This is a genomic window from Streptomyces sp. NPDC087906, from assembly GCF_055584925.1.
Genome location: NZ_JBVJLC010000003.1, coordinates 250,606 through 276,021, shown reverse-complemented (window position 1 = coordinate 276,021; position 25,416 = coordinate 250,606). Strand labels below are relative to the sequence as shown.

Sequence of the window (25,416 nt, the reverse complement as noted above, 5' to 3'; positions counted from 1 at the left end):
CGGCGGCCCCCGGTACGGCTCGTCATGAGCCGTACCGGGGGCCGCCTTCCCGTGCCACGGGTTCGGATGCCGCGGGTCAGACGGCCTCCCTGCTGACCGGTTGGGGATTGGGTTCGATCCCGCCCTTGCGGCCTCGCGGCAGCCCCGGATGTCGCAGGAACAGCGCGAGCCCGGCGGCGACCAGCGAGAGCACACCGGCGATCACGTAGGCGCCGTCGTAGCCCCAGGCGTCCACCGCCTCGGAACCGAGCCCGCCGCCGAACAGCCCGCTGATCACCTTGCCGCTGTAGGCGATGCCGTAGTTCGTCGCGTTGTAGTTCTCACCGAAGTAGTCCGGTGTGATGGAGGCGAACATCGGATAGAACGCGCCACCGCCGAACCCGGAGAAGAACGCGAACACCAGGAACATCACCTCGTTGTTCGCGTTGCCCGCCCACAACACACCGAACTGGGAGAACCCCAGCACCAGGATCACGAAGATCAGCGCGTTCTTGCGGCCCCACAGGTCGGAGAGCCAGCCGACGACCCCGCGTCCCACCCCGTTGACCACCGACAGGATGCCGGCCGAGTTGGCGGCCACCAGCGGTCCGAAGCCGACCTCCTTGGCGAACGGCACCTGGAAGGAGATGCCGAAGATGGAGACACCGGCCGTGATCACCAACAGCAGCCATATCAGCGGCAGTTGACCGGTCCTGATGGCTTCCATCGGCCGGTACTGCTTGATGGCCGGCGGGTTCTTGATCAGGCTGCGCGCCGACTTGCCGACCCGCGCCTTCAGCGGGTCGATGGTGTCCGGCCACCAGTTCTTCGGCGGGTCCTTGAAGAACCAGCCGCTGATCGCCACCGCGACCAGCACCCACACCCCGATCAGGTCGAGCACCGTGTGGAAGTTGCTGGTGTCGAAGGCGAAGTTGAAGATGAAGATGAACGGAACTGCGCCGTAGGCGAAGCCGCCGTTGACGAACCCCGTCTTGCCGCCGCGCTTCTCGGGGAACCACTTGCCCACCATGTTGATGCAGGTGGAGTAGACGAACCCGGACCCCACACCGCCCAGCACACCGAAGCCGATGATGGCCATCCACACACTGTCGAAGTGGGAGATCGACAGGAAGCCCAGCAGCGCCAGCACCGAGCCGATCATCATCGCCGAGCGGGCCGACAGGATGCCCTTCTCCCGCATCCAGCCGGTCGGGAACGAGACCCCGGCCTGGAAGAAGGTCCACACGGACAGGATCCAGAACGTGTTGCTCTGCGTCCAGCCGTGGGCGTCCGACAGGACGTCCTCGGCCGAACCGTACGCGTACTCGAAGACACTGATCCCCATCATCGCGAGCCACGGCAGATACACCATCAGCTTGCGTGAGTGGCCGAGGATCTGCCGGTCGGTCTCGCCGATCCGGTACACCCGGCCCTTGCTGTCCGTCACTTCCCGGTAGGCGACCGCCTCGGCGGTCGCTGCCCCTTCGTTCTCTGTACTCATGTCTCCCCTTGGTCTCGAAAGAACTGGCCAGCGCCCCCTGTCCAAACCTTTCGTTCCTGAGGAGGCGGGTCAGGTGAGCAGCCCCGCCGCCCGAGCCCAGCGGTATTTCGCACCGAGCGCCTCGACAGGCCGCTCGGTGGTGTACGGATAGGCGACAACGCCGCGCTCGAAGAGGTACGCGCACGCCTCTTCGACCTCGGTGTCGCCCGCAAGGGAAGCCACCACGGGCTTTTCGATGCCGCGCTCCCGGAACTCCGCCACCACCCGCGCCGTCAGTTCGGCGAAGACCATGGGGGGAGTGACGATGGTGTGCCAGTAGCCCAGCACGAGCGCGTGGATCCGGGGGTCCTCAAGACCCAGCCGGATGGTCTTCTCGTACGTGGCCGGCGGCTCGCCGCCGGTGATGTCCACGGGGTTGCCCGCCGCGCCGAACGGCGGGATGAACTCGCGGAACGCCGCGTCCAGGTCCGGCGGAATCTCCATCAGGGACAGGCCGTTGTCGACGATGGCGTCGGACAGCAGCACCCCGGAACCGCCGGCCCCGGTGATGATGACGACGTTGTCGCCCTTCGGCGTGGGGAGCACCGGCAGCGATCTGGCGTACTCCAGCATCTCGTTCAGCCCCGGCGCCCTGATCACACCGGCCTGGCGCAGGATGTCGTCGTACACCGCGTCGTCACCGGCCAGTGCGCCGGTGTGCGAGCCCGCCGCCTTGGCGCCGGCCGCCGTGCGGCCCGCCTTCAGGACCACGACCGGCTTCTTCGGCACGGTCGCCCGCGCCGCCTCGACGAACGCCCGGCCGTCCTTCAGGTCCTCCAGGTGCATCGCGATGCACGTGGTGTGCGGGTCCTCGCCGAACCAGGTCAGCAGATCGTCCTCGTCCAGGTCCGACTTGTTGCCGAGCCCGACGATCGCCGACACACCCGTCTTGGTGGTCCTGGCGAAGCCGAGGATCGCCATCCCGATGCCGCCCGACTGGGAGGTCAGCGCGACGCCGCCCTTGACGTCGTAAGGCGTGCAGAAGGTCGCGCAGAGATCCTGCCAGGTGGAGTAGTAGCCGTAGATGTTCGGCCCGAGCAGCCGTACGCCGTACTCCTCGGCGATGGCCACGATCTTCGCCTGGAGTTCGTGCTCCCCGGTCTCGGCGAAACCGGACGGGATCAGCACGGCGTTGGGAATGCCCTTGCGGCCGACCTCTTCCAGCGCCGCGGCGACGAACTTCGCGGGGATCGCGAAGATCGCCACATCGGGTTCCCCCGGCACGTCCATCACGCTCTTGTACGCCTTGCGGCCGAGAATGTCATCGGCTTTGGGGTTCACCGGGTGGATCTCGCCGGGGAAACCGCCGTCGATGAGATTGCGCATCACCGAATTGCCTATCTTGCCCTGCTCGTTGGAGGCGCCGATCACCGTCACCGAGGCGGGCTTCATCAGCCTGCGCATCGACACGAGGATCTCCTCGCGGCCGAACTTCCGCCGCTCCACGGGGGCTTCGGTGGTCAGCAGGATCCGTACGTCCGCCGCCATCACCCCGTCCTGCGAGGCGAACACCGGGTTGAGGTCGACCTCGGCGATCTCGGGGAAGTCCGCCGCCAGTCGGGACACCTTGACCACGAGGTCGGCGAGCGCTTCCCGGTCGACGGGCGGCGCGCCGCGCACCCCGCGCAGGATCTCGGCCGCGCGGATCCCGTCGAGCATCGACAGCGCGTCGTCCTTGGAGGCGGGCGCGAGCCGGAACGTGACGTCCTTGAGCACCTCGACCAGCACACCGCCGAGCCCGAAGGCCACGATCTTGCCGAAGGTCGGGTCGGTGACCGTGCCGATCAGCACCTCGGTGCCGGCCGGCACCATCTGCTGGATCTGCACGCCCAGGATGCGCGCGTCCGCGTCGTACGCCGTGGCGTTGGTGACGATCTCGGTGAACGCGGTCCGCACCTCGGCGGCCGACTTCACCCCGATCCGCACCCCGCCCGCGTCGGTCTTGTGCAGGATCTGCGGGGAGACGATCTTCATCGCGACCGGGAACCCCATCCGGTCGGCGAGCGCGACCGCCTCGTCCGCGCTCTCGGCCAGCGCCTCGGCCGGGGTCGGGATGCCGTAGGCGTCGGTGACCGCCTTGCCCTCGGGGGCGGTCAGTGCGGTACGTCCGTCCGCGAGCGCCGCCCGCAGCACCTCGCGCACCGCCTGCTGATCGGTCTTCGTACGGTCCGCCACTAGATGACTCCGTTCGTCTTGAGCAGGCGCAGTTCGGCGTCGTCGAGACCCAGCTCGCCGACATACACCTCTTCGTTGTGTTCGCCGAGCAGCGGTGAACTCACCACGTCCACCGGCGAGTCGGAGAGTTTCAGCGGGCTGCCGACCGTGGTGAACGAGCCCCGCTGGGGGTGTGCGACCTCGACGACCATCTCGTTGGCCGCCAGCGACGGATCCTCGATGATCTCCTTGGTGGAGAGGATCGGCCCGCACGGGATGTTGTGCGCGTTGAGCTTCTCCAGCACCGCCCACTTGGGCAGGGTGGTCGTCCACTCCTCGATGAGCTGGAACATCTTGCCGAGCTTCGGCAGCCGGGCCTCCGGGGTCGCCCAGTCGGCGTCCTCGGTCAGCTCGGGCCGGCCGATCAGCTCCGTGAGCGGCTTCCAGCCGACCGGCTGCACGATGACATACACATAGTCGTTGGGCCCGCCGGGCGCGCACTTGACCGCCCAGCCCGGCTGGCCGCCGCCGCTCGCGTTGCCGCTGCGGGGCACCTCGTCGCCGAAGTCCTCGTTGGGGTACTCGGCGAGCGGACCGTGCGCGAGCCTTTGCTGGTCCCGCAGTTTGACCCGGCACAGATTGAGCACCGCGTGCTGCATCGCGACATTGACCCGCTGGCCGCGCCCGGTGCTCTCGCGCTGGAAGAGCGCGGCGAGGATGCCGGCGACGGCGTGCACGCCCGTGCCCGAGTCGCCGATCTGCGCGCCGGTCGCGAGCGGCGGACCGTCCTCGAAGCCGGTCGACGTCATCGAACCGCCCATGGCCTGCGCGACGACCTCGTACGCCTTGAAGTTGGTGTACGGGCCCTCGCCGAAGCCCTTGATGGAGGCGTAGACGATACGCGGGTTGATCTCCTGGATCCGCTCCCAGGTGAAGCCCATCCGGTCGACGGCGCCGGGGCCGAAGTTCTCCACCAGCACGTCGGAGCGGCGGATCAGCTCGGTCAGGATCTCCTTGCCGCGCGGTGTCTTGGTGTTGAGCGTGATGGAGCGCTTGTTGCAGTTGAGCATCGTGAAGTAGAGCGAGTCGACGTCGGGGATGTCGCGGAGCTGCTTGCGGGTGATGTCGCCGGTCGGCGCCTCCAGCTTCACCACGTCCGCACCGAGCCAGGCGAGCAACTGGGTGGCGGAGGGACCCGACTGCACATGGGTCATGTCGAGAACGCGGACGCCTGCCAGCGCCTTGGTCGTTTCCGTGGCCTCTAGAGCCTGGGTCATGTGAGGGCTCCTCTACTTGTACATGGTCTGGTTCATCGTTCCGGGGGCGTACGCGTCGGGGTCGACCCAGACGTTGATCAGCGACGGCAGCCCGGACTCGCGGGCGCGCCGCAGTGCGGGGGCGATGTCGGCGGGGTCGCGTACCTCCTCGCCGTAACCCCCCAGCATCTGGGCGAACTTGTCGTAGTGGACGTCGCCGAGGGTGTTGCCGACCCGCTCGCGCTCGTCGCCGTACTTGGCCTTCTGGCCGTAACGGATCTGGTTCATCGACGAGTTGTTGCCGACGATGCCGACGAACGGCAGGTTGTAGCGGACCAGCGTCTCGAAGTCCCAGCCGGTCAGCGAGAAGGCGCCGTCGCCGAACAGCGCGACGACCTCCTTGTCGGGCCGTGCCTGCTTCGCGGCGAGGACGAACGGGACGCCGACGCCGAGCGTGCCGAGCGGACCCGGGTCCATCCAGTGGCCCGGCGACTTGGGCTGCACGACCTGCCCGGAGAAGGTGACGATGTCGCCGCCGTCGCCGATGTAGATCGAGTCCTCGGTCAGGAAGTCGTTGATCTCACTGACCAGCCGGTACGGGTGGATGGGGGACGCGTCCGACTTCAGCGAGGGCAACCGCTTCTCGATCGCGCTCTGTTCGGCGGCCCGCAGCTCGTCCAGCCACGCCTTGCGCTTGGTGGGACCGCCGTTGACGCGCCCGCTCGCCGCCTGGGTCGCCGCTGCGAGGACGAGCCCCGCGTCGCCGACGATGCCGAGGTCGACGTCGCGGTTCTTGCCGACCGTGCGGTAGTCGAGGTCGATCTGGACGACGGTCGCGTCCGGCGAGAGCCGCTTGCCGTACCCCATCCGGAAGTCGAAGGGCGTGCCGACGATGATGATGAGGTCGGCGTTGGAGAAGGCGTAGCGGCGCGAGAGCTGGAAGTGGTGCGGGTCGCCGGGGGGCAGGGTGCCGCGCCCCGCGCCGTTCATGTACGCGGGCACGTTGAGCGTCCGCACCAGTTCGATCGCGGAGTCCGTGGCCCGGGTCGTCCAGACCTGGCTGCCGAGCAGGATCGCCGGCTTCTCGGCGTGCACGAGCAGATCGGCGAGCTTCTCGATCGCCGCCGGGTCGCCGGGGGAGCGGGTCGAGGCGCGGTAGCCGCCGGCCCGCGGGATCCGGGCGCTGGACAGCGGCACCTTGGCGTCCAGCACGTCGCGCGGTATCTCCAGGAACGACGGTCCGGGCGCGCCGTTGTAGCACTCGCGGAAGGCCATCGACACCATGTCGGCCGCCCGCGCCGTGCCCGGCACGGTCGCGGCGAACTTGGTGATCGGGGTCATCATGTCGACGTGCGGCAGGTCCTGGAGCGAGCCCATCTTGTGCTGGCTCAGGGCCCCTTGGCCGCCGATGAGCAGCATCGGTGACTCGGCGCGGAACGCGTTGGCGACGCCGGTGACGGCGTCCGTCGTCCCCGGACCCGCGGTGACGACGGCGCAGCCGGGCTTGCCGGTGATCCGCGCGTAGCCGTCGGCCGCGTGGGCGGCCACCTGTTCGTGCCGTACGTCGACGACGTCGATGCCCTCGTCGACGCAGCCGTCGTAGATGTCGATGATGTGTCCGCCGCAGAGCGTGTAGATGACCTCGACGCCCTCCGCCTTGAGCGCCTTGGCGACCAGATGACCACCGGAGATGAGTTCCTGGCTGTCGTCGGGCATGAGCGAGACCTGTCCCTTCGTAGGTGAGCGCCAATGCGCTCCCGGTATATTGTCTACAGTCTACGAATACTGTATGAAGCTTGTTATCCCGCATCTGGCGGACGGTGTCCAGGGGGCGTGCGGCACTTATCTCAAAAGGGAGCGGCATGGATCTGTACGAACACGAAGCAAGGGAACTCTTCGCGGAGCACGGCATCCCGGTGCCGGAAGCCGAGGTGGTGACGGTCGCCAGGGACGCCCGTGACGCCGCGGCACGGCTCGGCGGCCGGGTCGTCGTCAAGGCCCAGGTGAAGACCGGCGGCCGGGGCAAGGCGGGCGGGGTGAAGCTCGCCGCCGACCCGGCGGCGGCCGAACTCACCGCACGCCAGATCCTCGGGATGGACATCAAGGGCCACACCGTCGGCAAGGTGATGCTCGCCCAACCCGTCGACATCGAGGCCGAGTTCTACGTCAGCTACGTCCTCGACCGGGCGGCGGGGACGTTCCTCGCCATCGCGTCGGCCGAGGGCGGCATGGAGATCGAGGAGATCGCCGCCGGCCGGCCCGAGGCGGTCGCCCGAATCCATGTCGACCCGGCCGTCGGTGTCACGGCGACCAAGGCCGCCGAGATCGCGGCGGCGGCCGGACTGCCGGCCACCACCGCCCCCGTAATCCAGGCGCTCTGGCAGGTGCTGATCCGCGAGGACGCGCTGCTGGTCGAGGTCAACCCGCTGGTGCGCACCACCGAAGGCCGGATCCTGGCCATCGACGGCAAGGTCACCCTGGACGACAACGCCCGCTTCCGGCAGGTGCGTTGGGGCGACGCCGACACCGAACCCGGCGCCGATCCGCTGGAGGCCGAGGCGGCGGCGAAGGGCCTCAACTACGTCAAGCTCGACGGCGAGGTCGGCATCATCGGCAACGGCGCGGGCCTCGTCATGTCCACCCTCGACGTGGTCGCCGGGTGCGGCGCGCGGCCGGCCAACTTCCTCGACATCGGCGGCGGCGCCTCGGCCCAGGTGATGGCCGACGGGCTCTCCGTCATCCTCTCCGACCCGGCGGTCAGGTCCGTCTTCGTCAACGTCTTCGGCGGGATCACCGCCTGCGACGCAGTAGCCGACGGCATCGTCCAGGCCCTGGAGTCGGTGCGGCTGACCAAGCCCCTCGTCGTACGGCTCGACGGCAACAGCGCCGCCCGCGGCCGCGCGATCCTCCAGGAGCGCGCGCACCCCCTCGTCCAGCAGGCCACCACGATGGACGGCGCCGCCGAGCTGGCCGCCGACCTGGCGAACGCCCGATAAGGAGAGACACCATGGCCATCTTCCTGACCAAGGAGAGCAAGGTCCTCGTGCAGGGCATGACCGGCGCCGAGGGCATGAAGCACACCCGCCGCATGCTCGCGTCCGGCACCGACGTGGTCGGCGGCGTCAACCCGCGCAAGGCCGGTCGCAGCGTCGACTTCGACGGCCGGGCCGTGCCCGTCTTCGGCTCGGTCTCCGAGGGCATCGAGGCGACGGGCGCCGACGTCAGTGTCCTGTTCGTACCGCCGCCCTTCGCCAAGGCCGCCGTCGTCGAGGCCGTCGACGCTGGCATCGGCCTCGCCGTCGTCATCACCGAAGGCATCCCCGTCCATGACGCGGTCGCCTTCCACGCCTACGCCAGGAACCACCACACCCGGATCATCGGCCCCAACTGCCCGGGGCTCATCAGCCCGGGTCAGTCGAACGCCGGCATCATTCCAGCGGACATCGCGGCCAAGCCCGGTAGGATCGGCCTCGTTTCCAAGTCCGGCACCCTCACCTACCAACTCATGTACGAGCTGCGGGAGATCGGCTTCTCCTCGGCGGTCGGCATCGGCGGCGACCCCGTCGTGGGCACCACCCACATCGACTGCCTCGCAGCCTTCGAGAGCGACCCCGACACCGAACTCATCGTGCTGATAGGCGAGATAGGCGGGGACGCTGAAGAGCGCGCCGCCGCCTACATCGCGACACGCGTCAGCAAACCGGTCGTCGGGTACATCGCGGGATTCACCGCGCCCGAGGGCCGGACGATGGGGCATGCGGGCGCCATCGTCTCCGGATCCTCAGGCACGGCCCACGCGAAGAAGCGGGCGCTGGAAGCAGTCGGCGTACGGGTCGGCTCCACACCGTCCGAGACCGCCCGACTGGTCCTGGACCAGCTCGCGGCACGCACCTAGGGCCTGACAACGCACACGCCACACCGGCCGACACCTGCCGGGCCACGCACATCCCGCCCAGTCCGAGCGGAGACCCTCAATGGCACCCACCCTCCTGTCGACCTCGAACCCGACCCCTACCCCGGCCTCGGCCCTCGCGGTCAAACCAGGCACGTCCTGGTCCGACGCGTGGCGGCGCTGCCTCGCCGCCGCCCCCGAAGCCTTCGACGACGAGCGCGTACGCAACCTGTGGGCGGCGACCTGGCAGAGCGAAGGCCGCGCCCTGCCCGCGACCAGCCCCGTCGACGGCAGTCCGATCGCAGGACCGCCCCGGATCGACGCACCCACCGCGCAGCGGGCGGTGCGCGCGAGCCTCGACCAGCACCGCGCCTGGCGGCACGTGCCGCTGCCGGAGCGCACAGCGCGCGTCGCCGCCACGCTCGACGCGCTCACCGAACACCGCGAACTGCTCGCCCTGCTCCTCGTCTGGGAGATCGGCAAGCCGTGGCGGCTCGCCCAGGCCGACGTCGACCGCGCCATCGACGGCGTCCGCTGGTACGTCGAGGGGATCGACCCGATGCTGGCGGGCCGCGTGCCGCTGGCCGGGCCCGTCTCCAACATCGCGAGCTGGAACTACCCGATGTCCGTGCTCGTCCACGCCATGCTCGTCCAGGCGCTGGCCGGCAACGCGGTCATCGCCAAAGCCCCGACCGACGGCGGAGTGGCCTGTCTGACCCTGGCCTGTGCGCTCGCCGTCCGGGAAGGGCTCCCGGTCACCCTGGTCAGCGGCAGCGGCAGGGAACTGTCCGAACCGCTCGTGGCCGCACCGGAGATCGGCTGCGTCTCCTTCGTCGGCGGCCGGGACACCGGCGCCGGCATCGCCACCGCCGTCGCCGACCTCGGCAAGCGCCATGTCCTCGAACAGGAAGGACTCAACACCTGGGGCATCTGGGACTTCACCGACTGGCCGGCGCTGACCGCCGTCGTCCCCAAGCTCTTCGACTACGGCAAGCAGCGCTGCACCGCCTACCCGCGCTTCGTCGTGCAGCGCTCGCTGTTCCCCGACTTCCTCGCCGCCTACCTCCCGGCCGTACGGGACGTACGCGTCGGCCACCCGCTCGCGGTCGAGCACCCCGACGACCCGCTGCCGGAACTGGACTTCGGCCCGCTCATCAACGCGGCCAAGGCCAAGGAACTAGGCGACCAGGTGGCCGACGCCGTCGACCGCGGCGCCGTACCCCTGCACCGGGGGACGCTGCCGGCGAACCGCTTCGTGCCGGGCCAGGACACCAGCGCCTATCTGGCACCGGTCACCCTGCTCGCACCGCCCCCCTCGTCGCCCCTGCACCACGCGGAGCCCTTCGGCCCGGTCGACACCATCGTCCTGGTCGACACCGAGGCGGAGCTGCTGGCCGCGATGAACGCGTCGAACGGCGCGCTCGTGGCCACCCTGTCCACCGACGACCCGGCGGTCTACGCCCGGCTGGCACCCCAGATCCGGGCGTTCAAGACCGGCCACGGCAAACCCCGCTCACGCGGCGACCGCGAAGAACTCTTCGGCGGCTTCGGCCACTCCTGGCACGGCGCCTTCGTCGGCGGCGAGCTGCTCGTACGCGCCGTGACGGACGGCCCGGACAACGGCCGGCCGCCGGGCAACTTCCCGGACTACCACCAGATGCCCTGACCACGGCAGGGAACCGGCACCGGACGCTCCGGCCCACCCGGCGGAGCGCCCGGTGCCACCCCTGACCACCGGATATACGGGTGAGACCGGCCACGAACCCCTGGTATCGTTGATGACGTCGCCGCAGCGGAAACGCTCCGGTTCGACCACTCGTCCGGGTGGCGGAATGGCAGACGCGCTAGCTTGAGGTGCTAGTGCCCTTTATCGGGCGTGGGGGTTCAAGTCCCCCCTCGGACACCATGGGTAGGTCACACAAATACCCTGCTCGGCTTCACAGAACTCCCGGCCCGGATTCGTCCGGGCCGGGAGTTCTCCGTGTGCGACTGGCGCCCCCGACGGCCGCTCTCAGCAGAATGTCCCGCGTGGAGCCCATCGCGTACCTGTCGACGTCACTGGAGAGTTCCGCCACGTCCAGCAGGAGCGGCCCGAGGTCGACACCGGCGTCCCGTGCCTGCCCGCACAGATCGTTCAGGGCGACCATCATGTCCCGGGCGTCCCGGCCCTGATCTTCGACGGACATCTCCAGCAGCCGCTGCCGGAAGCCCTGCGCCGTGCGTGCGAAAGGCAGCGTCGTGGCCCAGCAGAACGAGTGACACCGCTCCAGGAGTGCGCGCAGGGCGGCCCGGACGTCTTCGTCGCCCTCCTCGTAACGGGAGAGCACGTCCCGCAGCGCCGCCTCGGCCTCCGGGCGGATCCCCGCCTCGTCCAGCGGAGGCGTACCCTCTGCCAGCACCCGCATCCAGTCAGGGTCCGCGAGATCCACCGGCCTCGTCGCGATGGGCTCGACGCACAGATCGAGCAGAGCGACCCGTACCTCAAGTGCCGCCAGTTCGGTCACGGCGCCCCTTCCCTGTCCGAGTGCGTGCGTCACGACGAGGTCACGTCCTCCACGCCATGGTTGTCGCCCGCCGCCCGCCAGGCGGCGGCGAACTCCCTGAGCGTGCCGTACCTCTCCGCCGGGTCGAAGCGGACCGCCCGTGCGATCACCGCGAGTTGGGCGGCGTTGCCGCGCCAGTCCGCCTCCTCGTCGCCCGCGTCCAGCAGCAGCCGCGCGGCGCGGCCGAGGGCGAAGACCGTCGTGCGCGCGTCGATGACGGCGCCCCGCTCGGACTGCTCGGGCGCCATGTACCGCCGGGAGCCCGGCAGCCGGTCCTCCACCAGCTCGAACGGCCCGGGACGGTACTCGTCGAGGTCGATGAGGTGGAGTTTGCGCTCCGTGAAGTCGTAGAGCAGCGAGCCGTCGTAGAAGTCGACGGCGACCCGGCCCGCGTCCTCGACGGCGAGATGCGCGTCCAGGATCCGGTCCAGGGCCCGGACCACCTCGGCCACCGGCAGCGCCCGGAACCTGGCCATCGCACTGCCGGGGCTCGTCCGGTCCCCGGGCCCTTCGGCGGTGGGCCGGTACAGCACCTCGCCGTCCCGCCAGGGCATCACCACGGCCCAGCGGCCCGCCACCGCGATCCGGTGGACCTGCGGCACGATCGCCGGATGGCGGACGGCCCGGTGAAGGGCCCAGCCCCGGTCGAGCGACCGCTGGCCCGCCTCCGTCCGCGCCTCCTTCACGAACCAGCGCTTGCCGTCGGTGAGCCGCACGCCGTAGGACACGCACCCCGAGTCCTGGCCGCGGAAGACGGTGAACACCTCGCCCACCCGGCCGAGGAACGGCTCAAGGTCGGAGGTCTCTTGGACTGCCAACAGCGGATGAACGGCCATGCGCTCATCGTGCCACCGGTTGCCCTCCCGGCTCACCGGGGCCGGCCACCAGTCTCTCCCGTATCCCCAGGGCTGCGGTTTCTGCTGCGAACGGATCATCTGAAGATGCTTCGTCTGTGGCCGGTCCGGCCCGGTCCTGCGGGCTTAGTATGTCGCCTTATCGGCCACGATGTCCGAACACTTGCCTCGGATGGCCGGAAGTCGCCCTCCGTACCGCTATGAGGAATTCATGTACGAACTATTCCGCAGAGGGCGCACCCTCCTTATGGTTCAGGACACCCGGGTAGGACTCTGAGATCTCCTCCCCGGGTCACGGCGGGCCGCTGCCCGTTACGTCCACGAGGAGGACAGCGCGATGTATATCGACGTCCACGGGCATGTCACGGCCCCCGACAAGCTCTACGCGTACAAAGCCGGACTTCTGTCCCACCGCGGCGCTCATGGGCGTGGGCGCTCGGGAGTGACCAAGGAACACGTGGTGGAGGCGCTGAACGCACCGCACCCGAGCTTCGGCAACGTCTCGCACCTGCGCCACCTCGACGAGGCCGGGGTGGACATCCAGTTCATCTCGCCCCGGCCGTTCCAGATGATGCACAGCGAGAGCCCGGCCAAGCTGGTCGAGTGGTTCACCGAGGAGACCAACGACGTCATCGCGCTGTGCTGCGAGGCCGACAGCCGGTTCCGCGGCGTCGCCGGGATGCCGCAGTCGATGGCGCTCGACCCGGCCGCCTGGACGAAGGAACTGCGCCGCTGCGTGACCGAACTCGGCTTCGTCGGCGCCACGTTGAACACCGACCCGTACGAAGGACTGCAGCAGCCGCCGGCCATCGGCGACCGCTTCTGGTACCCGGTGTGGGAGGCGCTGTGCGAGCTGGACGTGCCGGCGATCATCCACTCCGCCGCCTGCCGGCCCCCGGCCCGCGAGAGCTACTCGCTGCACTTCGTGCAGGAGGAGACCCTGGCCGTCGCCGGACTGCTCCAGTCGACCGTCCTCGACGACTTCCCCGAGCTGAAGATCGTCGTGTCGCACGGCGGCGGCGCCGTGCCGTACCAGAAGGGCCGCTTCTACCCGGCGGCGTTCCGGGCCGGCACCACCTTCGAGGAGCGGCTGCGCCGCCTGTACTACGACACCTGCCTCTACACCCGTGACTCGATCGAGTTCCTGATCCGCACCGTCGGTGTGGACCGCTGCCTGTTCGGCACGGAGAAGCCCGGCACCGGATCGGTGAAGGACCCGGCGACCGGACGCTGGGTGGACGACATCCACCTGCTGATCAAGGACATCGACTGGCTGACCGACGACGACAGGGCCGCGCTGTTCGAGACCAACGCGGCCACGCTGTTCCGGCTGGAGGTGTGAGGCGCCGTGGCCGAACTCGTACTGGGCGTCGGCACCTCGCACGGGCCGCTGCTGAACACACCGCCGGACGACTGGGATCTGCGGGCCGGCGCCGACCGCGCCAACAAGGCCCTGGTCTACCGGGGTGTCGAGTACCCCTACGACGAACTGCTCGCGCTGCGCGCACCGGGCTTCGCCGCTGAGTGCGCGCCCGACGAGCGCCGCCGTCGGCACACCGCCAGCCGCGCCGCCGTCACGGAACTCGGCCGGCGCATCAAGGACGCGGCCCTCGACGTCCTGGTGGTCGTGAGCAGCGACCACAAAGAAGTGTTCGGCGACGAGCTGCTGCCGCAGTTCGCCGTCTACTGGGGCGACACCATGCGCCACGAGCCCTTCACCCAGGAGCAGTTGGCCGGGATGAAGCCGGGCCTCGCCGTGGCCGAGGTCGCCAACCAGCCCGAGCGCAGTACCGTACGGGCAGGTCATCCCGCCCTCGCAGGGCATCTGATCGGGCAGACGTCGGCCGCGGGCTTCGACCCGGCGGCCTCCAAGCATCTGCCGCCGGGGGAGTGGGGCAACTCCGGTATTCCGCACGGCTGGGGCTTCATCTTCCAGCAGGTGCTCGGCGGCCGTGACATACCGCCGACGGTGCCGGTCTTCGTGAACACCTTCTGGCAGCCCAACCCGCCGTCCGCGGCGCGCTGCTACGACTTCGGTGTGGCGCTCGGCGAGGCGATACGGGCGTTCCCCGAGGGGCTGCGGGTGGGGCTTGTCGCCTCCGGCGGGCTGAGCCACTTCGTCGTCGACGAGGAACTGGACCGCGCCTTCCTCGCCGCCCTGGCGAACCGCGACGCGGATTATCTGCGGGCGCTGCCCGACGAGGTGCTGCGGTCCGGCACCTCCGAGCTGCGCAACTGGATCGTGGTGGCGGGCGCGCTGCGGGACAGCGCACTCGACGCCGAACTCGTGGACTACCAGCCGTGTTACCGCGCCGAGGCCGGGACCGGCTGTGCGATGGCCTTCATGACCTGGCAGGCCCCCGGCGACAAGGACGGCGCATGACAACGGAACAGGCGGTCACACCGGGACAGGACGTCACACCGACGCAGCCCGCCCCACCGGAGCCGGCCCCCGTCGGCGGTGTGCTCGACCGGCTGCGGGCGCTCGACTCCTGCGCGGTCTCCGACGCGCTCGACGCGTACGGCCTGGCGAACGTGGTGCTCGGCCCGGTGCCGGTGTGGCAGGTGGACCGGGTCATCGCGGGACGCGTGCGTACGGTGACGGCGGGGCCGCGCCGCTCGGACCGGCCCGCCGGGCACATCGCGGCAGCCGCCGTGGACATCTCGGGCCCGGACGATGTGATCGTCATCGCCAACGACGGCCGGCTGGACGTGTCCTGCTGGGGCGGGATCCTCAGCAGGGCCGCCGTCGCCAGGGGCGTCGCCGGTGTTGTGGTCGACGGTGCCTGCCGCGACGCGAGCGAGAGCCGCGACCTCGGGATGCCGGTCTTCGCGCGGGCCGTCGTGCCGGTCAGCGCGCGCGGCCGGGTGGTGCAGCTCGCGATGGACGAGACGATCCGGTTCGGCGAGATCGACGTCGGTCCGGGGGACTTCGTCGTCGCGGACGGCAACGGGGTCGCCTTCGTACCCGGCCGGGACGCCGAGCGGATCGTCGCGTTCGCCGAGCGGATCGTCGCCAGGGAGGCCGCCATGGCCGAAGCGGTGGACCGCGGGCGACCGGTGGCCGACGTGATGCACGACAGTCAGTTTCCCGCGACCGAGGAGTCCGGCTCGTGACCGACGAACTCAACCCCCGCAGGCCGGCCGGCGCGACCGCACCCGCCGGCGCGACCGGACCCGGCCATCCGCTGCGCGGCTACTCGACGGCGACCGTCTCCGACGCGCTCGACCGGATCGGCAGGGCCGGATGTCTGCACGGCATCGGCCAGCTCACCCCCGGCACGCGCGTCTTCGGCCGCGCGTACACCGTCTCGTACATGGCCGCGGGACATCCGGCGGGCACGGTGGGCGACTACCTGGACGACGTACGCCCCGGTGAGGTGGCGGTCCTGGACAACGGCGGGCGCACCGACTGCACGGTGTGGGGCGACATCCTCACCGCGATGGCCGACCACCGCGGTGTGGCCGGGACGCTGATCGACGGCGTCTGCCGCGATGTGCACCGGGCCCTCGGCGTCGGCTATCCCCTCTTCACCCGGGGCCGCTACATGCGCACCGGCAAGGACCGGGTCGAGGTACGGGACGTGCAGTGCCCGGTGAGCGTCGCCGGGGTGCAGATCGCGCCCGGCCAGCTCGTCATCGCCGACGACGACGGAGCGGTGACCGTACCGCTCGACGTCGAGGACGAACTCGCCGGCATCTGCCGCACCATCCACGAGCGCGAGGAGCGCATCGTCGAGGACGTGCTGGCCGGGAGTTCGCTGGCCGCCGCGCGGGCCGCCCACGGATACCATCTGCTGCAGAGGAACCAGGCATGACGACCGCCGCTTCGGAACACACCGACACACCGAACACCGCCACACCGCACACCGACGCCACACCGCACACCGACATCCCACCCACCGACGCCGCCGCCTTCTCGCGGCTCGGCACGGCCACCCTCTACGAGGCGTCCGGGCTCGACTGCTATCTCCCGCCGCGCGTCCGCCCGGTGTGGCCGGGCGCCGCCGTCGTCGGCCGCGCGCTGCCCGTCTCCACGGCGCCCGCCGACAACCTGCCGCTGCACCTCGCGCTCGAACAGGCGCTGCCCGGCGATGTGCTGGTGGTCGACGGGCGGCAGGAGGCCTGCGGTTACTGGGGCGAGGTGCTCACGGCAGCGGCCCAGGCGCGCGGTGTGCTGGGGCTCGTGATCGACGGCGGGGTGCGGGACACCGACCAGTTGCGCCAGCGCGGGTTCCCCGTCTTCAGCTCCTCGGTCGCCGTGCGCACCACCGTCAAGAACGACTCCGGCACCGTCGGCGCCACCGTCACCCTGGGCCTCGCCACCGTCGACCGGGGCGATCTCGTCGTGGCGGACGCCGACGGGGTGGTGGTGATCCCCTGGGCCGATGCCGCCGACGTGCTCGCGGCCGGCCTCGCGCGCGAGGCCGCGGAGGCGCGCTACATGAGCCGGATCGCCGAGGGTGAACTGACCCTGGACATCTACGGCTTCCGGCCGGACCCGACGGACTGAGCCGGCCATGAACGATCCTGATCCCCTCGCCTCGCTTGCGCTGCTGGTCCGACAGGTACGCCTGGAGGCCACCGGTGTCGTATCACTGACCCTGACCGATCCGGCCGGCGGCCGGCTGCCGCCCTGGACACCCGGCGCGCACATCGATCTCACCCTCCCCAGCGGTACGGTCCGGCAGTACTCGCTGTGCGGGCCGCTGGACGACCCGTACTCCTACACCGTCGCCGTGCTGCGCGAGGAGAACGGCAGGGGCGGCTCGGCCGAGGTGCACGAGACGGCCCTGGTGGGCAGAACACTGCGGATCCGCGGACCGCGCAACCACTTCGCGCTGGTCGAGGCCCCGCACTATCTGCTGCTGGCCGGCGGTATCGGGATCACCCCGATCCTGGCCATGGTCCGCAGGCTCGTCGCCGACGGTGCCTCGTGGGAACTGCACTACGGCGGCCGCACCCGGGCCGGCATGGCGTTCACCGGGACGCTGGCCGCGCTCGGCGCCGGACGCGTCCATGTCGTACCGCAGGACGAGCACGGCATCCTGCCGGTGCCCTCCCTGGTGGAGGCGGCGCCGCCGGGCGCCGCCGTGTACTGCTGCGGCCCCGAGGGCATGGTGCGCGCCGTCACCGAGGCGTGCGCGCTCGCCGCACCCGGGGCCCTGCACATCGAGCGGTTCGGCGCACCGCCCGGTGTGTCGTCGGCGGCGCCGGGACCGCCCGCGGGCGCCGGTGGGTTCACGGTCGAACTGCGCCGCAGCGGTGTGACGCTCGACGTCCCACCGGACCGCACCCTGCTGGACGTCGCCCGCGAGGTCGTGCCCGACGTGGGGTTCTCCTGCGAGGAGGGCTACTGCGGCTCGTGCGAGACGAAGGTGCTCGGCGGTGTGCCGGAACACCACGACACCGTGCTGTCGGCGGAGGAACGCGAGCGGGGCGACACGATGATGATCTGCGTCGGCCGGTCCGCCTCCGGGCTGCTGACCCTTGACCTCTGACTTCTCAGCTCTGACCTGGGACTTCAGGTCACAGTTCCACACTGAAGAACTGTTGTGACAACTATTTCTGTATGAGGGATTCCTGGTTAGTGTCATGCCAATCAGGACCGAGCCGAGGAGTGCAGATGTCTATGAGGGCGACCACGCCGGACCGCCTCAAAGGCCCCACCGCGGACCCGGCGGACCAGAACGCGGCCGAGCCCGCCGCTCAGCTCCGACTGTCCGGTGTGACACGGAAGTTCGACGACGTCATCGCGGTCGACCGGATCGACCTCGACGTCAGGCCGGGCGAGATATTCGCGCTCCTCGGCCCGAGCGGCTGCGGCAAGAGCACATCGCTGCGGATGGTGGCGGGTCTTGAGAAGATCGACGAGGGCTCGATCGCCATGCGGGGCAGCACACTCGCCGACGCCGGGCAGGGCACGTTCCTGCCGTCGGAGAAACGCAACATCGCGATGGTGTTCCAGTCCTACGCGATCTGGCCGCACATGACGGTCGCCCAGAACGTCGGCTTCCCGCTGCGGATGCGCCGGGTCAAGCGCGCCGAGCGGCGCCGCAGGGTCGAGGAGATCCTGGAGATCACCGGCCTCGGCGCGCTGGCGGACCGCCCCGCCACCCTGCTCTCCGGCGGCCAGCAGCAGCGGGTCGCGCTCGCCAGGGCGCTCGTCTACACCCCCGATCTGCTGCTGCTCGACGAGCCGTTGTCGAACCTGGACGCCAAACTGCGCACCCAGATGCGCCGCGAGATCCGCCGGCTCAACCAGGAGCTGGGCATCACGATGCTCTTCGTCACCCACGACCAGGACGAGGCACTGTCCCTGGCCGACCGGCTCGCGGTGATGAACAAGGGCAAGATCGAGCAGGTCGGCCGCCCGACGGAGCTGTACGAGCACCCGAAGACCCCGTTCGTACGGGACTTCCTCGGCCGCCTCGTCGTGGTCGAGGGCGTGGTCACCGGAGACGCGGGCAAGGGCCGCATCCTGCTCGACACCGGCGCGCTGCGGGTGGGCGAGATCGTCGGCGCCGATGTGCCGGCCGGACTCGGCGAAGGCGACCGGGTGGGGGTGCATCTGCGCCCCGAGGACGTCGACATCAAGGCGGCCGGTGCGGACGGACCGGCACCGAACCAGGTGGCGGGGCGGGTGCTGTCCTCCGTCTACCTCGGCGACAGCTTCGAGTACGTACTGGACATCGCGGGCTCCAACGTCCTGCTCAGCGCACCCCGCAGGGTCGTCCACCAGCCGGGTGACGAGGTCGTCGTCGAGGTCGACCCGCAGCGCGCGATGGTGTGGCCGCTGTGACCGGCCTGCTGCCGCCGGTGACCCCGGAGGAGACCGAGTCGCTGCCCGCGCCGGTACGCACCCTGATACGCGCCCGCCGCTCCAGCGGCTCACGCCTCGCCGGCATCGTCTTCCTGCTGCTGGTCGCCGCCGTGACCGTCGTACCCGTCGTGCTGCTGCTGGTCAACAGCCTCAACGTGGCCGGGCCCGGCGACCCCGCGTCGTACGGCCTCGACAACTGGCGCCATGCCTTCGCCAACGGCACGCTCTGGCACTCGGGCTGGAACACACTGCGGCTCGCCGTACCGCGCGTGCTCATCGGCATGGTCATCGCCACCGTCATCTCCTGGCTCATCGCCCGCACCGACATGCCGGGCGCCAAAATCATCGAAGTCTTCCTCTGGTTCTCCTTCTTCATCCCCTCCCTGTCGATGACCCTCGGCTGGATCCTGCTCCTCGACCCGGCCAACGGCGTCGCCAACCAGGTGGTCAGAATGATCCCGGGGCTCGGTGGCATCACCAACGGGCCCTTCAACATCTACAGTTACTGGGGCATCATCTGGGCCCACCTCACCACGACGACCGTGCCCATCATGGTGATCCTGCTGGTGCCTGCCTTCCGCAGGATGAGCCGGTCCATGGAGGAGGCGGCGCAGATCTGCGGCGCCAGCCGGCTCCGTACGCTCGTCCTCATCACCGTGCCCGTGATGCGGCCCGCCATCGTCGCGGCCACCCTGCTCAGCTTCGTCTACTCGCTGAAGACGTTCGAGATCGAGCTGCTGCTGGGCACCCCGATCGGGCTCAACGTCTACTCCACGCAGATCTACAACTGGCTGCAGAACTCGCCACCCGAGTTCGGCACGGCCACCGCCCTCGGCTCGGTCTTCATCCCGATCCTCATCATGCTGGCGATCATGCAGCGGCTCGCCACCCGCAGCCGCAGCTACATCACCGTCGGCGCGCACACCTTCAACGACGAGCCGATCCGGCTCGGCCGGGTACGCCGCTGGGTCGTCGCTGGATCGCTCTCGCTGTACGCCGTCATCACCGTCGTCCTGCCGATGGGCGCCATCCTGCTCGGCTCGTTCATGCGCAGGTTCGGCTTCTTCCAGCTCAAGAACCCCTTCACCACGGCGCACTGGTCCGCGCTGTTCAACGACAACCTCTTCGCCTCGTCCGTACGCAACACACTGATCATCGGTGTGCTCGCCACCCTCATCGGTGTGCTGGTCTACTTCGTCATCGCCTTCGCCGTGGTCCGCAGCACACTGCCGACCCGGGGCGGCATCGACGTGATGGCCTGGCTGCCGGCCGCCGTCCCCGGCATGCTGCTCGGTCTCGGGCTGCTGTGGGTCTATCTCGGCACCCCGCTGCGCACCGTCCTCTACGGCAATCTCTTCGGCCTGATCATCGCGCTCGTCATCAGCCATATGGCCACCGGCACCCAGCAGTTGAAGGCGGCCATCGCCCAGATCAGCCCCGACCTGGACCGGGCGGCCCGCATCTGCGGCGCCAGCCAGCTCCGCAGCTACGCCCATATCCTCTTCCCGCTGCTCGGCCCCTCCGTGGCCGCGGCAGGGGTGCTCACCTTCCACGCGGCGGTGAGCGACGTCAGTACGGTCGTGCTGCTCAGCAGCAACGACTCCAGGCCCCTGTCGATCCTGCTCCTGGAGTACAGCACCAGTGGTGTGCTCGAACAGGCATCGGTCCTGGGCGTCCTCATCAGCATGCTCACGGTCGGGGTGGCCCTGCTGGCCCGCGCGCTGAGCGGCACCCGGCTGCGCAAGGCGCGTCCGCGCCGCCGCGACAGCCGTGCGCCGGGCAGCGCGCCGCAGAGCCCCCGTCCCACAACGAAAGCAGGTGCGTCATCAACAGATTCCTCGCTCACCGTAACTGGAAGCTGATCTGCGCCGGCACGGTGGTGGCCCTCGCGGCCACCGCGTGCGGCGGCGGTTCGTCCGACGACTCCGGCTCCACCACGCTCGGCTCGTCCGGCAAGGTCGACAGCGCCTGCCCGGCGCCTTCCGGGACGCTGGCGGCCGCGGCCAAGAAGGAGGGCAAGGTCGTCATGTCGGGCTCGCCCACCGACACCATCCGCCAGCAACTGCCGCAGGCCTTCCAGCAGACCTACGGGCTGAAGCTCGACTACATCGGCACCAGCGGCAAGGACAACGCGGCCCGGCTGCAGTCCGAGCGCAAGGCCGGGATCTACTCCCAGGACGTGTTCGTCGGCGGCGCCGACACCATGGCCAACACGTACCACGCGCAGAAGTGGATCACCCCGCTCACCAAGGTGCTCACCCCGGCGGAACTCGACCCCAAGGCCTGGCGCGGCGGTACGGTCCCGTTCGTCGACCCGGACAAGGAAATCCTCAGCATCAGCCGCTACGTCAGCGTCCCCGTCGTCATCAACACCGACAAGGTGAAGCCCGACGAGATCAAGACCTGGAAGGACCTGCTCGACCCGAAGTGGAAGGGCAAGATCGCCACGATCGACCCGCGCAACCCCGGCGGCGCGATCTACAACGTCGGCATGTTCCAGGCGGCCCCCGGCTACGGCGACGCGTTCGTCAAGCAGCTCTACAAGGACCAGCAGCCGGTCCTCATCACCGACTCCCGGCAGGGCACCGACGACCTGGCGCGCGGCAAGTACCCGATCGCGCTGGCCCTCGGCCAGCTCGACGTCGCCAAGGCCATGGACGACGGACTGCCCATCCAGGTGGTCGCGCCCGATCTGCAGCAGACCACCAGCGGCTTCGGCTTCCTGGCCGTCTCCGACAAGCCCCCGCACCCCAACGGCGCCAAGCTGCTGGCCCAGTGGCTGGCCTGCCCCGACGGCAACAAGGCGTGGAACACCGCGTACGGCAGCTCCAGCACCCGCACCGACGTGAAGCCGCCGGCCAGCCTGCCCGAGTGGGAGGTGCCGAAGGACGGTGTGAACTACTTCGACACCAACTCGTGGGAGTTCCTCACCCAGGGCGTCGCGAAGGCGACGACGCTGATCAAGAGCCTCATCGGTGCCAACTAACCCACGCACCGGACCGCGACAAGGAGAGTACGCATGACCACCGCCGAGACCGAGCTGCCCGACATCAAACGCCCGACCGCCTACGAGCAGTGGCTGGCGGACGAGGGACTGAAGGTCGTGGAGGGGCTGTTCATCCAGGACCTGCGCACCGTCGAACTCGGCGACTGGGCACGGCGCGGCTGCCGGGCGGCCGTCGCCCGGCTGGAGGGCACCGAGGACGTCAACGACGCCCACATCATCGAGATAGCCCCCGGCGGGCAGGTGGCACCCGAACGGCACCTCTACGAGGAGATCACCTATGTGGTCGCGGGCCGGGGCGCGACGAAGGTGTGGAACGCGGCGGGTACGGAGACCAGCTTCGAGTGGAACACCGGCAGTGTGTTCTCCGTACCGCTCAACGCCCACGCCCAGCACTTCAACGGCAGCGGGTCGGAGCCGGCCCGCTTCTACACCGTCACCAGCGCGCCGCTGGTGATGCGGATGTTCCACAACCGCTCGTTCATCTACGACTGCGACTTCGACTTCACCGACCGGTTCGGCTCCGACAAGGACGACTTCAGCGGCGCGGGCACCGCGTACCGGTCCCGGGTCTGGGAGAGCAGATTCATCCCGGACGCCGCCGACATCGAACTCAAGTCCTGGGCGGCGCGCGGCGCCGGCGGCTCCAACGTCATGCTGGAGATCGCCGACAACAGCCTCTGCGGCCATGTGTCGCAGTTCCCGATCGGTACGTACAAGAAGGCCCACCGGCACAACGCAGGCGCGCACGTCATCATCCTCGGCGGCACCGGCTTCTCGCTGCTGTGGCGCGAGGGCGAGCCGGTCCGCAAGGTGGACTGGCAGCGCGGCTCGATCGTCGTACCGCCCGACCGGTGGTTCCACCAGCACTTCAACACCGGTACCACGCCCGCCCGTTACCTCGCCCTGCGGTGGGGCAGCAAGAAGTACCCGCTGTTCAAGCAGTTCCTCATCGACCGCCCCACCACCGAGGGCGGCGACCAGATCGAGTACCAGGACGAGGATCCCTCGGTACGCGCCACCTTCGAGGCCGAGCTGGCCAAGAACGGCGCGAAGAGCCGGATGGACGAGGTCTACGCCAGGGCCCGGCGATGATCACCCTGGAGCGCAGCTTCGAGGACGACTTCCGGCCTGCCGCCGACGGGCAGACGCTGACGGTCGACTTCTGGAGCTATCTCAACGCGCTCCAGGCACGGCTCGGCTGGGGCCCGGCCGACGACAGGGCCTGGGGCTATCTGGAGGAGTTGGAGCGCGACATCGAGCCGCTCATCGAGCGCCTCCCCGACGCGGAGGCGGCGCCGTACCTGCGGCGGATCGCCGAGAGTTGGACGGCGGGCGGCGCAGGGGAGCGCGGCGCCCTGCGGCGCGATGTCGCCGCCATGCTGCGACAGGCCCTGCGGAACCAAGAGGAGCATGATCATGATCAGTGAAGCGGAGAACGAGTTTCTCACCCGCGTCGGCCCCGGCACCCCGATGGGCGACCTGCTGCGCCGGTACTGGCAGCCCGTCGCCGTCACCGCCGACCTCTCCCCGGACAAGCGCACCAAGCGGATCCGGGTCATGGGCGAGGACCTGGTGCTCTATCTGACGGAGGAGAACACCTACGCCCTGGTCGCCGAGTCGTGCGCGCACCGGCGGGTCTCCCTCTACTACGGCTTTGTCGAGGGCTGCGAGATCCGCTGCCCGTACCACGGCTGGAAGTACGACAGCTCGGGGCAGTGCCTGGAGCAGCCCTTCGAGCAGGACAACCGGCGGGCGCGCGAGCGCGCCAGGATCGCCGCCTATCCCGTACGCGCCTACCGGGGGCTGCTCTTCGCCTACCTGGGCCCAGGCGAGCCGCCCGTGCTGCCGCGGTGGGACGTGCTGGACCGGCGCGACGGCAAGCTCACGCTCTTCATCGAGCAGGAGTTGCAGTGCAACTGGCTCCAGCCGATGGAGAACGCCGTCGACACCGTGCACACCTTCTGGCTGCACGGCCACACCATGAAGGTGAAGGGCATCGACCGGGGCAGCTACTACTACCGCCCCATCGAGAAGTACTCGTTCGAGCAGTTCGAGTGGGGCATCATCAAGCGCCGCGTCTACCGCGACACCACCGGAGCCGTGGAGGAGGAGACCGGCCATCCGCTGGTCTTCCCCAACATCCTGCGGCTGCCCGAGGGCCCGTTGCAGGCGCTGCACTGGCGGGTGCCCGTCGACGACGAACACACCATGATCATCAGGGCCGGGCTGCTGCCGGACAAGCCCGGTGAGGAGCGGGTCCACGACGAGGAACCCGAGGTGGTGCGCATCCCGCCGGAGACGACCCCCGAAGGCGACCACGCGATGAACACCTTCACCAGCCAGGACCGGATGGCCTGGGAGACCCAGGGCGCCGTCTACGACCGTACGAAGGAGATGCTGGGCGCCGAGGACAAGGGCATCGCCATGTACCGCAGGCTGCTGCGGCAGCAGGTCGAGCTGATCCAGGCGGGCGACGACCCGATGGCGCTGATCCGGGACCCCGCGCAGGCCGTCGTCACCTTCGACGTCTCCCGCGGCCAGGCCCGGGTCGCGGTCACCGAAGGCCGGGTCTGATGACGGCGCCGGCCGAGCGGGTCACGGCGGGCGGTCCGGTCTCGCCGGTCGAGCGGGTCTCGCCGCCCGAGGCACGCGCGGCGGCCGAGCGGATCGCCGCCGCCTGCCGGGTCCTCGGCCGGCTGGGGCTCACGCGCGAACCGGCCGGGCACATCAGCATGCTGCTCGCCGACGGGACCGTGGCGCTGAAGGCGCGCGGCCCCTCGGAGTCGGGGCTGCGGTTCGCCGGCGCCGACGACGTGGTGGTGGTCGACAGGGACGGCACCCTGCTCTCCGGCGGCCCCGGTCTCACCGCGCCGCAGGAGCTGGCCATCCATCTGGCCGTGTACCGGGCGCGCCCCGACGTCACCAGTGTGGCGCACGCGCATCCCGCGCTGCCCGTGCTGTTCAGCGTCTGCGACGTGCCGCTGCTGCCGGTGATCGGCGCCTACGACCCGTATGCCCTGCGGCTGCTGGCCGGCGGGGTGCCGACCTTCGACCGCAGTGTGCTGGTGACGACCCCGGAGCTGGGCGACGAGCTGGCGGGCGTGCTGGGGGCCGGCGCGGTGTGTCTGATGCGCGGCCACGGTGTGACGGCCGTGGGCACGAGCCCCGAGGAGGCGGCGCTGGGCGTCATCAAACTCAGCGAGCTGGCCGAACTGAACTTCCAGGCCAGGCAACTGGGGGAGCCGAGGCCGATCGACGAGGCCGAACGCGCCGCGATCGTCGGCACCGGACACACCCGCCCCGAGCTGATCGCCTCGGCGTGGCGCTTCTACCGCCGGCTCGTGTCCGAGCAGCCGGAGGGGAGTTGA

The 25,416-nt window shown here is 69.9% G+C and carries 22 protein-coding genes and 1 tRNA gene; 17 read left to right on the top strand and 6 right to left on the bottom strand.

Annotated elements, in window-relative coordinates; translation table 11 throughout:
* Positions 1-76: 76 nt before the first annotated feature.
* From ACZ63I_RS10735 to ACZ63I_RS10720, 4 genes are all read right to left on the bottom strand, one after another.
* Positions 77-1,480 carry an OFA family MFS transporter gene (locus ACZ63I_RS10735; RefSeq protein ID WP_469337433.1) on the bottom strand — a complete coding sequence of 468 codons (1,404 nt, stop codon included), beginning with the start codon at positions 1,478-1,480 and terminating at the stop codon, positions 77-79.
* 69 nt (positions 1,481-1,549) lie between these two features.
* A complete protein-coding gene (locus ACZ63I_RS10730; RefSeq protein WP_469337432.1) occupies positions 1,550-3,694 on the bottom strand; it encodes an acetate--CoA ligase family protein in 2,145 nt (714 codons plus the stop codon).
* Positions 3,694-4,950: a formyl-CoA transferase gene (gene frc, locus ACZ63I_RS10725; protein WP_041992766.1), complete on the bottom strand. Its 1,257-nt coding sequence runs from the start codon at positions 4,948-4,950 to the stop codon at positions 3,694-3,696. The genes ACZ63I_RS10730 and frc overlap by 1 nt, the downstream gene beginning before the upstream one ends.
* 12 nt (positions 4,951-4,962) lie before the next feature.
* The gene (locus ACZ63I_RS10720; RefSeq protein WP_469337429.1) at positions 4,963-6,645 is read right to left on the bottom strand and encodes a thiamine pyrophosphate-binding protein; all 1,683 of its coding nucleotides are present in this window, start codon (positions 6,643-6,645) and stop codon (positions 4,963-4,965) included.
* 146 nt (positions 6,646-6,791) lie between these two features.
* Here ACZ63I_RS10720 and sucC point away from each other — a divergent pair, with 146 nt between their 5' ends.
* The 4 genes from sucC to ACZ63I_RS10700 all read left to right on the top strand — a co-directional run bounded on the left by sucC (position 6,792) and on the right by ACZ63I_RS10700 (position 10,727).
* Entirely contained in the window at positions 6,792-7,925 is a 1,134-nt protein-coding gene (gene sucC / locus ACZ63I_RS10715) for an ADP-forming succinate--CoA ligase subunit beta (RefSeq protein WP_469337428.1), read from the top strand.
* 11 nt (positions 7,926-7,936) lie between these two features.
* Positions 7,937-8,824: a succinate--CoA ligase subunit alpha gene (gene sucD / locus ACZ63I_RS10710; RefSeq protein ID WP_469337426.1), complete on the top strand. Its 888-nt coding sequence runs from the start codon at positions 7,937-7,939 to the stop codon at positions 8,822-8,824.
* A gap of 79 nt (positions 8,825-8,903) precedes the next feature.
* Entirely contained in the window at positions 8,904-10,487 is a 1,584-nt protein-coding gene (locus tag ACZ63I_RS10705) for an aldehyde dehydrogenase family protein (protein ID WP_469337424.1), read from the top strand.
* Between the two features lie 152 nt (positions 10,488-10,639).
* Positions 10,640-10,727: transfer RNA gene (locus tag ACZ63I_RS10700), tRNA-Leu, on the top strand.
* A 31-nt stretch (positions 10,728-10,758) separates the two neighbouring features.
* Here the strand turns inward: ACZ63I_RS10700 and ACZ63I_RS10695 are convergent.
* Together ACZ63I_RS10695 and ACZ63I_RS10690 are read right to left on the bottom strand one after the other, a co-directional pair.
* Positions 10,759-11,325: a hypothetical protein gene (locus ACZ63I_RS10695; protein ID WP_469337422.1), complete on the bottom strand. Its 567-nt coding sequence runs from the start codon at positions 11,323-11,325 to the stop codon at positions 10,759-10,761.
* Between the two features lie 29 nt (positions 11,326-11,354).
* A complete protein-coding gene (locus ACZ63I_RS10690; protein WP_469337420.1) occupies positions 11,355-12,200 on the bottom strand; it encodes a protein kinase family protein in 846 nt (281 codons plus the stop codon).
* Positions 12,201-12,555: 355 nt separating this feature from the next.
* Between ACZ63I_RS10690 and ACZ63I_RS10685 the strand changes: the two genes are divergently transcribed.
* From ACZ63I_RS10685 to ACZ63I_RS10625, 13 genes are all read left to right on the top strand, one after another.
* On the top strand, positions 12,556-13,560 hold the full coding sequence (locus ACZ63I_RS10685; RefSeq protein WP_469337418.1) for an amidohydrolase family protein: 1,005 nt from the start codon (positions 12,556-12,558) through the stop codon (positions 13,558-13,560).
* A gap of 6 nt (positions 13,561-13,566) precedes the next feature.
* Positions 13,567-14,601 carry a DODA-type extradiol aromatic ring-opening family dioxygenase gene (locus ACZ63I_RS10680; RefSeq protein ID WP_469337417.1) on the top strand — a complete coding sequence of 345 codons (1,035 nt, stop codon included), beginning with the start codon at positions 13,567-13,569 and terminating at the stop codon, positions 14,599-14,601.
* Positions 14,598-15,335 carry an RraA family protein gene (locus tag ACZ63I_RS10675; protein WP_469337415.1) on the top strand — a complete coding sequence of 246 codons (738 nt, stop codon included), beginning with the start codon at positions 14,598-14,600 and terminating at the stop codon, positions 15,333-15,335. Before ACZ63I_RS10680 ends, ACZ63I_RS10675 begins: the two co-directional genes overlap by 4 nt.
* A complete protein-coding gene (locus tag ACZ63I_RS10670) occupies positions 15,332-16,036 on the top strand; it encodes an RraA family protein (protein WP_469337413.1) in 705 nt (234 codons plus the stop codon). The genes ACZ63I_RS10675 and ACZ63I_RS10670 overlap by 4 nt, the downstream gene beginning before the upstream one ends.
* Positions 16,033-16,731 (top strand): 4-carboxy-4-hydroxy-2-oxoadipate aldolase/oxaloacetate decarboxylase, encoded by a 699-nt coding sequence (locus ACZ63I_RS10665; protein ID WP_469337411.1) that lies wholly within the window; start codon positions 16,033-16,035, stop codon positions 16,729-16,731. The genes ACZ63I_RS10670 and ACZ63I_RS10665 overlap by 4 nt, the downstream gene beginning before the upstream one ends.
* A 7-nt stretch (positions 16,732-16,738) precedes the next feature.
* Complete coding sequence (locus ACZ63I_RS10660; RefSeq protein WP_469337409.1) at positions 16,739-17,719, top strand: PDR/VanB family oxidoreductase; 981 nt, start codon at positions 16,739-16,741, stop codon at positions 17,717-17,719.
* A gap of 125 nt (positions 17,720-17,844) precedes the next feature.
* The gene (locus tag ACZ63I_RS10655; protein ID WP_469337407.1) at positions 17,845-19,020 is read left to right on the top strand and encodes an ABC transporter ATP-binding protein; all 1,176 of its coding nucleotides are present in this window, start codon (positions 17,845-17,847) and stop codon (positions 19,018-19,020) included.
* Positions 19,017-20,903, top strand: a complete 1,887-nt coding sequence (locus ACZ63I_RS10650) for an ABC transporter permease (RefSeq protein WP_469337405.1) — start codon at positions 19,017-19,019, stop codon at positions 20,901-20,903. The genes ACZ63I_RS10655 and ACZ63I_RS10650 overlap by 4 nt, the downstream gene beginning before the upstream one ends.
* 14 nt (positions 20,904-20,917) lie before the next feature.
* Entirely contained in the window at positions 20,918-22,027 is a 1,110-nt protein-coding gene (locus ACZ63I_RS10645; RefSeq protein WP_469337403.1) for an ABC transporter substrate-binding protein, read from the top strand.
* Between the two features lie 33 nt (positions 22,028-22,060).
* Positions 22,061-23,140 (top strand): cupin domain-containing protein, encoded by a 1,080-nt coding sequence (locus ACZ63I_RS10640; RefSeq protein ID WP_469337401.1) that lies wholly within the window; start codon positions 22,061-22,063, stop codon positions 23,138-23,140.
* The gene (locus ACZ63I_RS10635) at positions 23,137-23,475 is read left to right on the top strand and encodes a hypothetical protein (protein WP_469337399.1); all 339 of its coding nucleotides are present in this window, start codon (positions 23,137-23,139) and stop codon (positions 23,473-23,475) included. The genes ACZ63I_RS10640 and ACZ63I_RS10635 overlap by 4 nt, the downstream gene beginning before the upstream one ends.
* A complete protein-coding gene (locus tag ACZ63I_RS10630) occupies positions 23,465-24,622 on the top strand; it encodes a Rieske 2Fe-2S domain-containing protein (protein ID WP_469337397.1) in 1,158 nt (385 codons plus the stop codon). Before ACZ63I_RS10635 ends, ACZ63I_RS10630 begins: the two co-directional genes overlap by 11 nt.
* A complete protein-coding gene (locus ACZ63I_RS10625) occupies positions 24,622-25,416 on the top strand; it encodes a class II aldolase/adducin family protein (RefSeq protein WP_469337396.1) in 795 nt (264 codons plus the stop codon). The genes ACZ63I_RS10630 and ACZ63I_RS10625 overlap by 1 nt, the downstream gene beginning before the upstream one ends.

What these genes read in the sequence shown, in the direction of transcription:
- ACZ63I_RS10685 (WP_469337418.1), top strand. Translation starts at nt 12,556, where the DNA reads ATGTATATCGACGTCCACGGGCATGTCACGGCCCCCGACAAGCTCTAC.
- ACZ63I_RS10635 (WP_469337399.1), top strand. Translation starts at nt 23,137, where the DNA reads ATGATCACCCTGGAGCGCAGCTTCGAGGACGACTTCCGGCCTGCCGCC.
- ACZ63I_RS10640 (WP_469337401.1), top strand. Translation starts at nt 22,061, where the DNA reads ATGACCACCGCCGAGACCGAGCTGCCCGACATCAAACGCCCGACCGCC.
- ACZ63I_RS10705 (WP_469337424.1), top strand. Translation starts at nt 8,904, where the DNA reads ATGGCACCCACCCTCCTGTCGACCTCGAACCCGACCCCTACCCCGGCC.
- ACZ63I_RS10675 (WP_469337415.1), top strand. Translation starts at nt 14,598, where the DNA reads ATGACAACGGAACAGGCGGTCACACCGGGACAGGACGTCACACCGACG.
- sucD (WP_469337426.1), top strand. Translation starts at nt 7,937, where the DNA reads ATGGCCATCTTCCTGACCAAGGAGAGCAAGGTCCTCGTGCAGGGCATG.
- ACZ63I_RS10690 (WP_469337420.1), bottom strand. Translation starts at nt 12,200, where the DNA reads ATGGCCGTTCATCCGCTGTTGGCAGTCCAAGAGACCTCCGACCTTGAG.
- sucC (WP_469337428.1), top strand. Translation starts at nt 6,792, where the DNA reads ATGGATCTGTACGAACACGAAGCAAGGGAACTCTTCGCGGAGCACGGC.
- ACZ63I_RS10625 (WP_469337396.1), top strand. Translation starts at nt 24,622, where the DNA reads ATGACGGCGCCGGCCGAGCGGGTCACGGCGGGCGGTCCGGTCTCGCCG.
- ACZ63I_RS10655 (WP_469337407.1), top strand. Translation starts at nt 17,845, where the DNA reads ATGTCTATGAGGGCGACCACGCCGGACCGCCTCAAAGGCCCCACCGCG.
- ACZ63I_RS10720 (WP_469337429.1), bottom strand. Translation starts at nt 6,645, where the DNA reads ATGCCCGACGACAGCCAGGAACTCATCTCCGGTGGTCATCTGGTCGCC.
- frc (WP_041992766.1), bottom strand. Translation starts at nt 4,950, where the DNA reads ATGACCCAGGCTCTAGAGGCCACGGAAACGACCAAGGCGCTGGCAGGC.
- ACZ63I_RS10735 (WP_469337433.1), bottom strand. Translation starts at nt 1,480, where the DNA reads ATGAGTACAGAGAACGAAGGGGCAGCGACCGCCGAGGCGGTCGCCTAC.
- ACZ63I_RS10665 (WP_469337411.1), top strand. Translation starts at nt 16,033, where the DNA reads ATGACGACCGCCGCTTCGGAACACACCGACACACCGAACACCGCCACA.
- ACZ63I_RS10630 (WP_469337397.1), top strand. Translation starts at nt 23,465, where the DNA reads ATGATCAGTGAAGCGGAGAACGAGTTTCTCACCCGCGTCGGCCCCGGC.
- ACZ63I_RS10660 (WP_469337409.1), top strand. Translation starts at nt 16,739, where the DNA reads ATGAACGATCCTGATCCCCTCGCCTCGCTTGCGCTGCTGGTCCGACAG.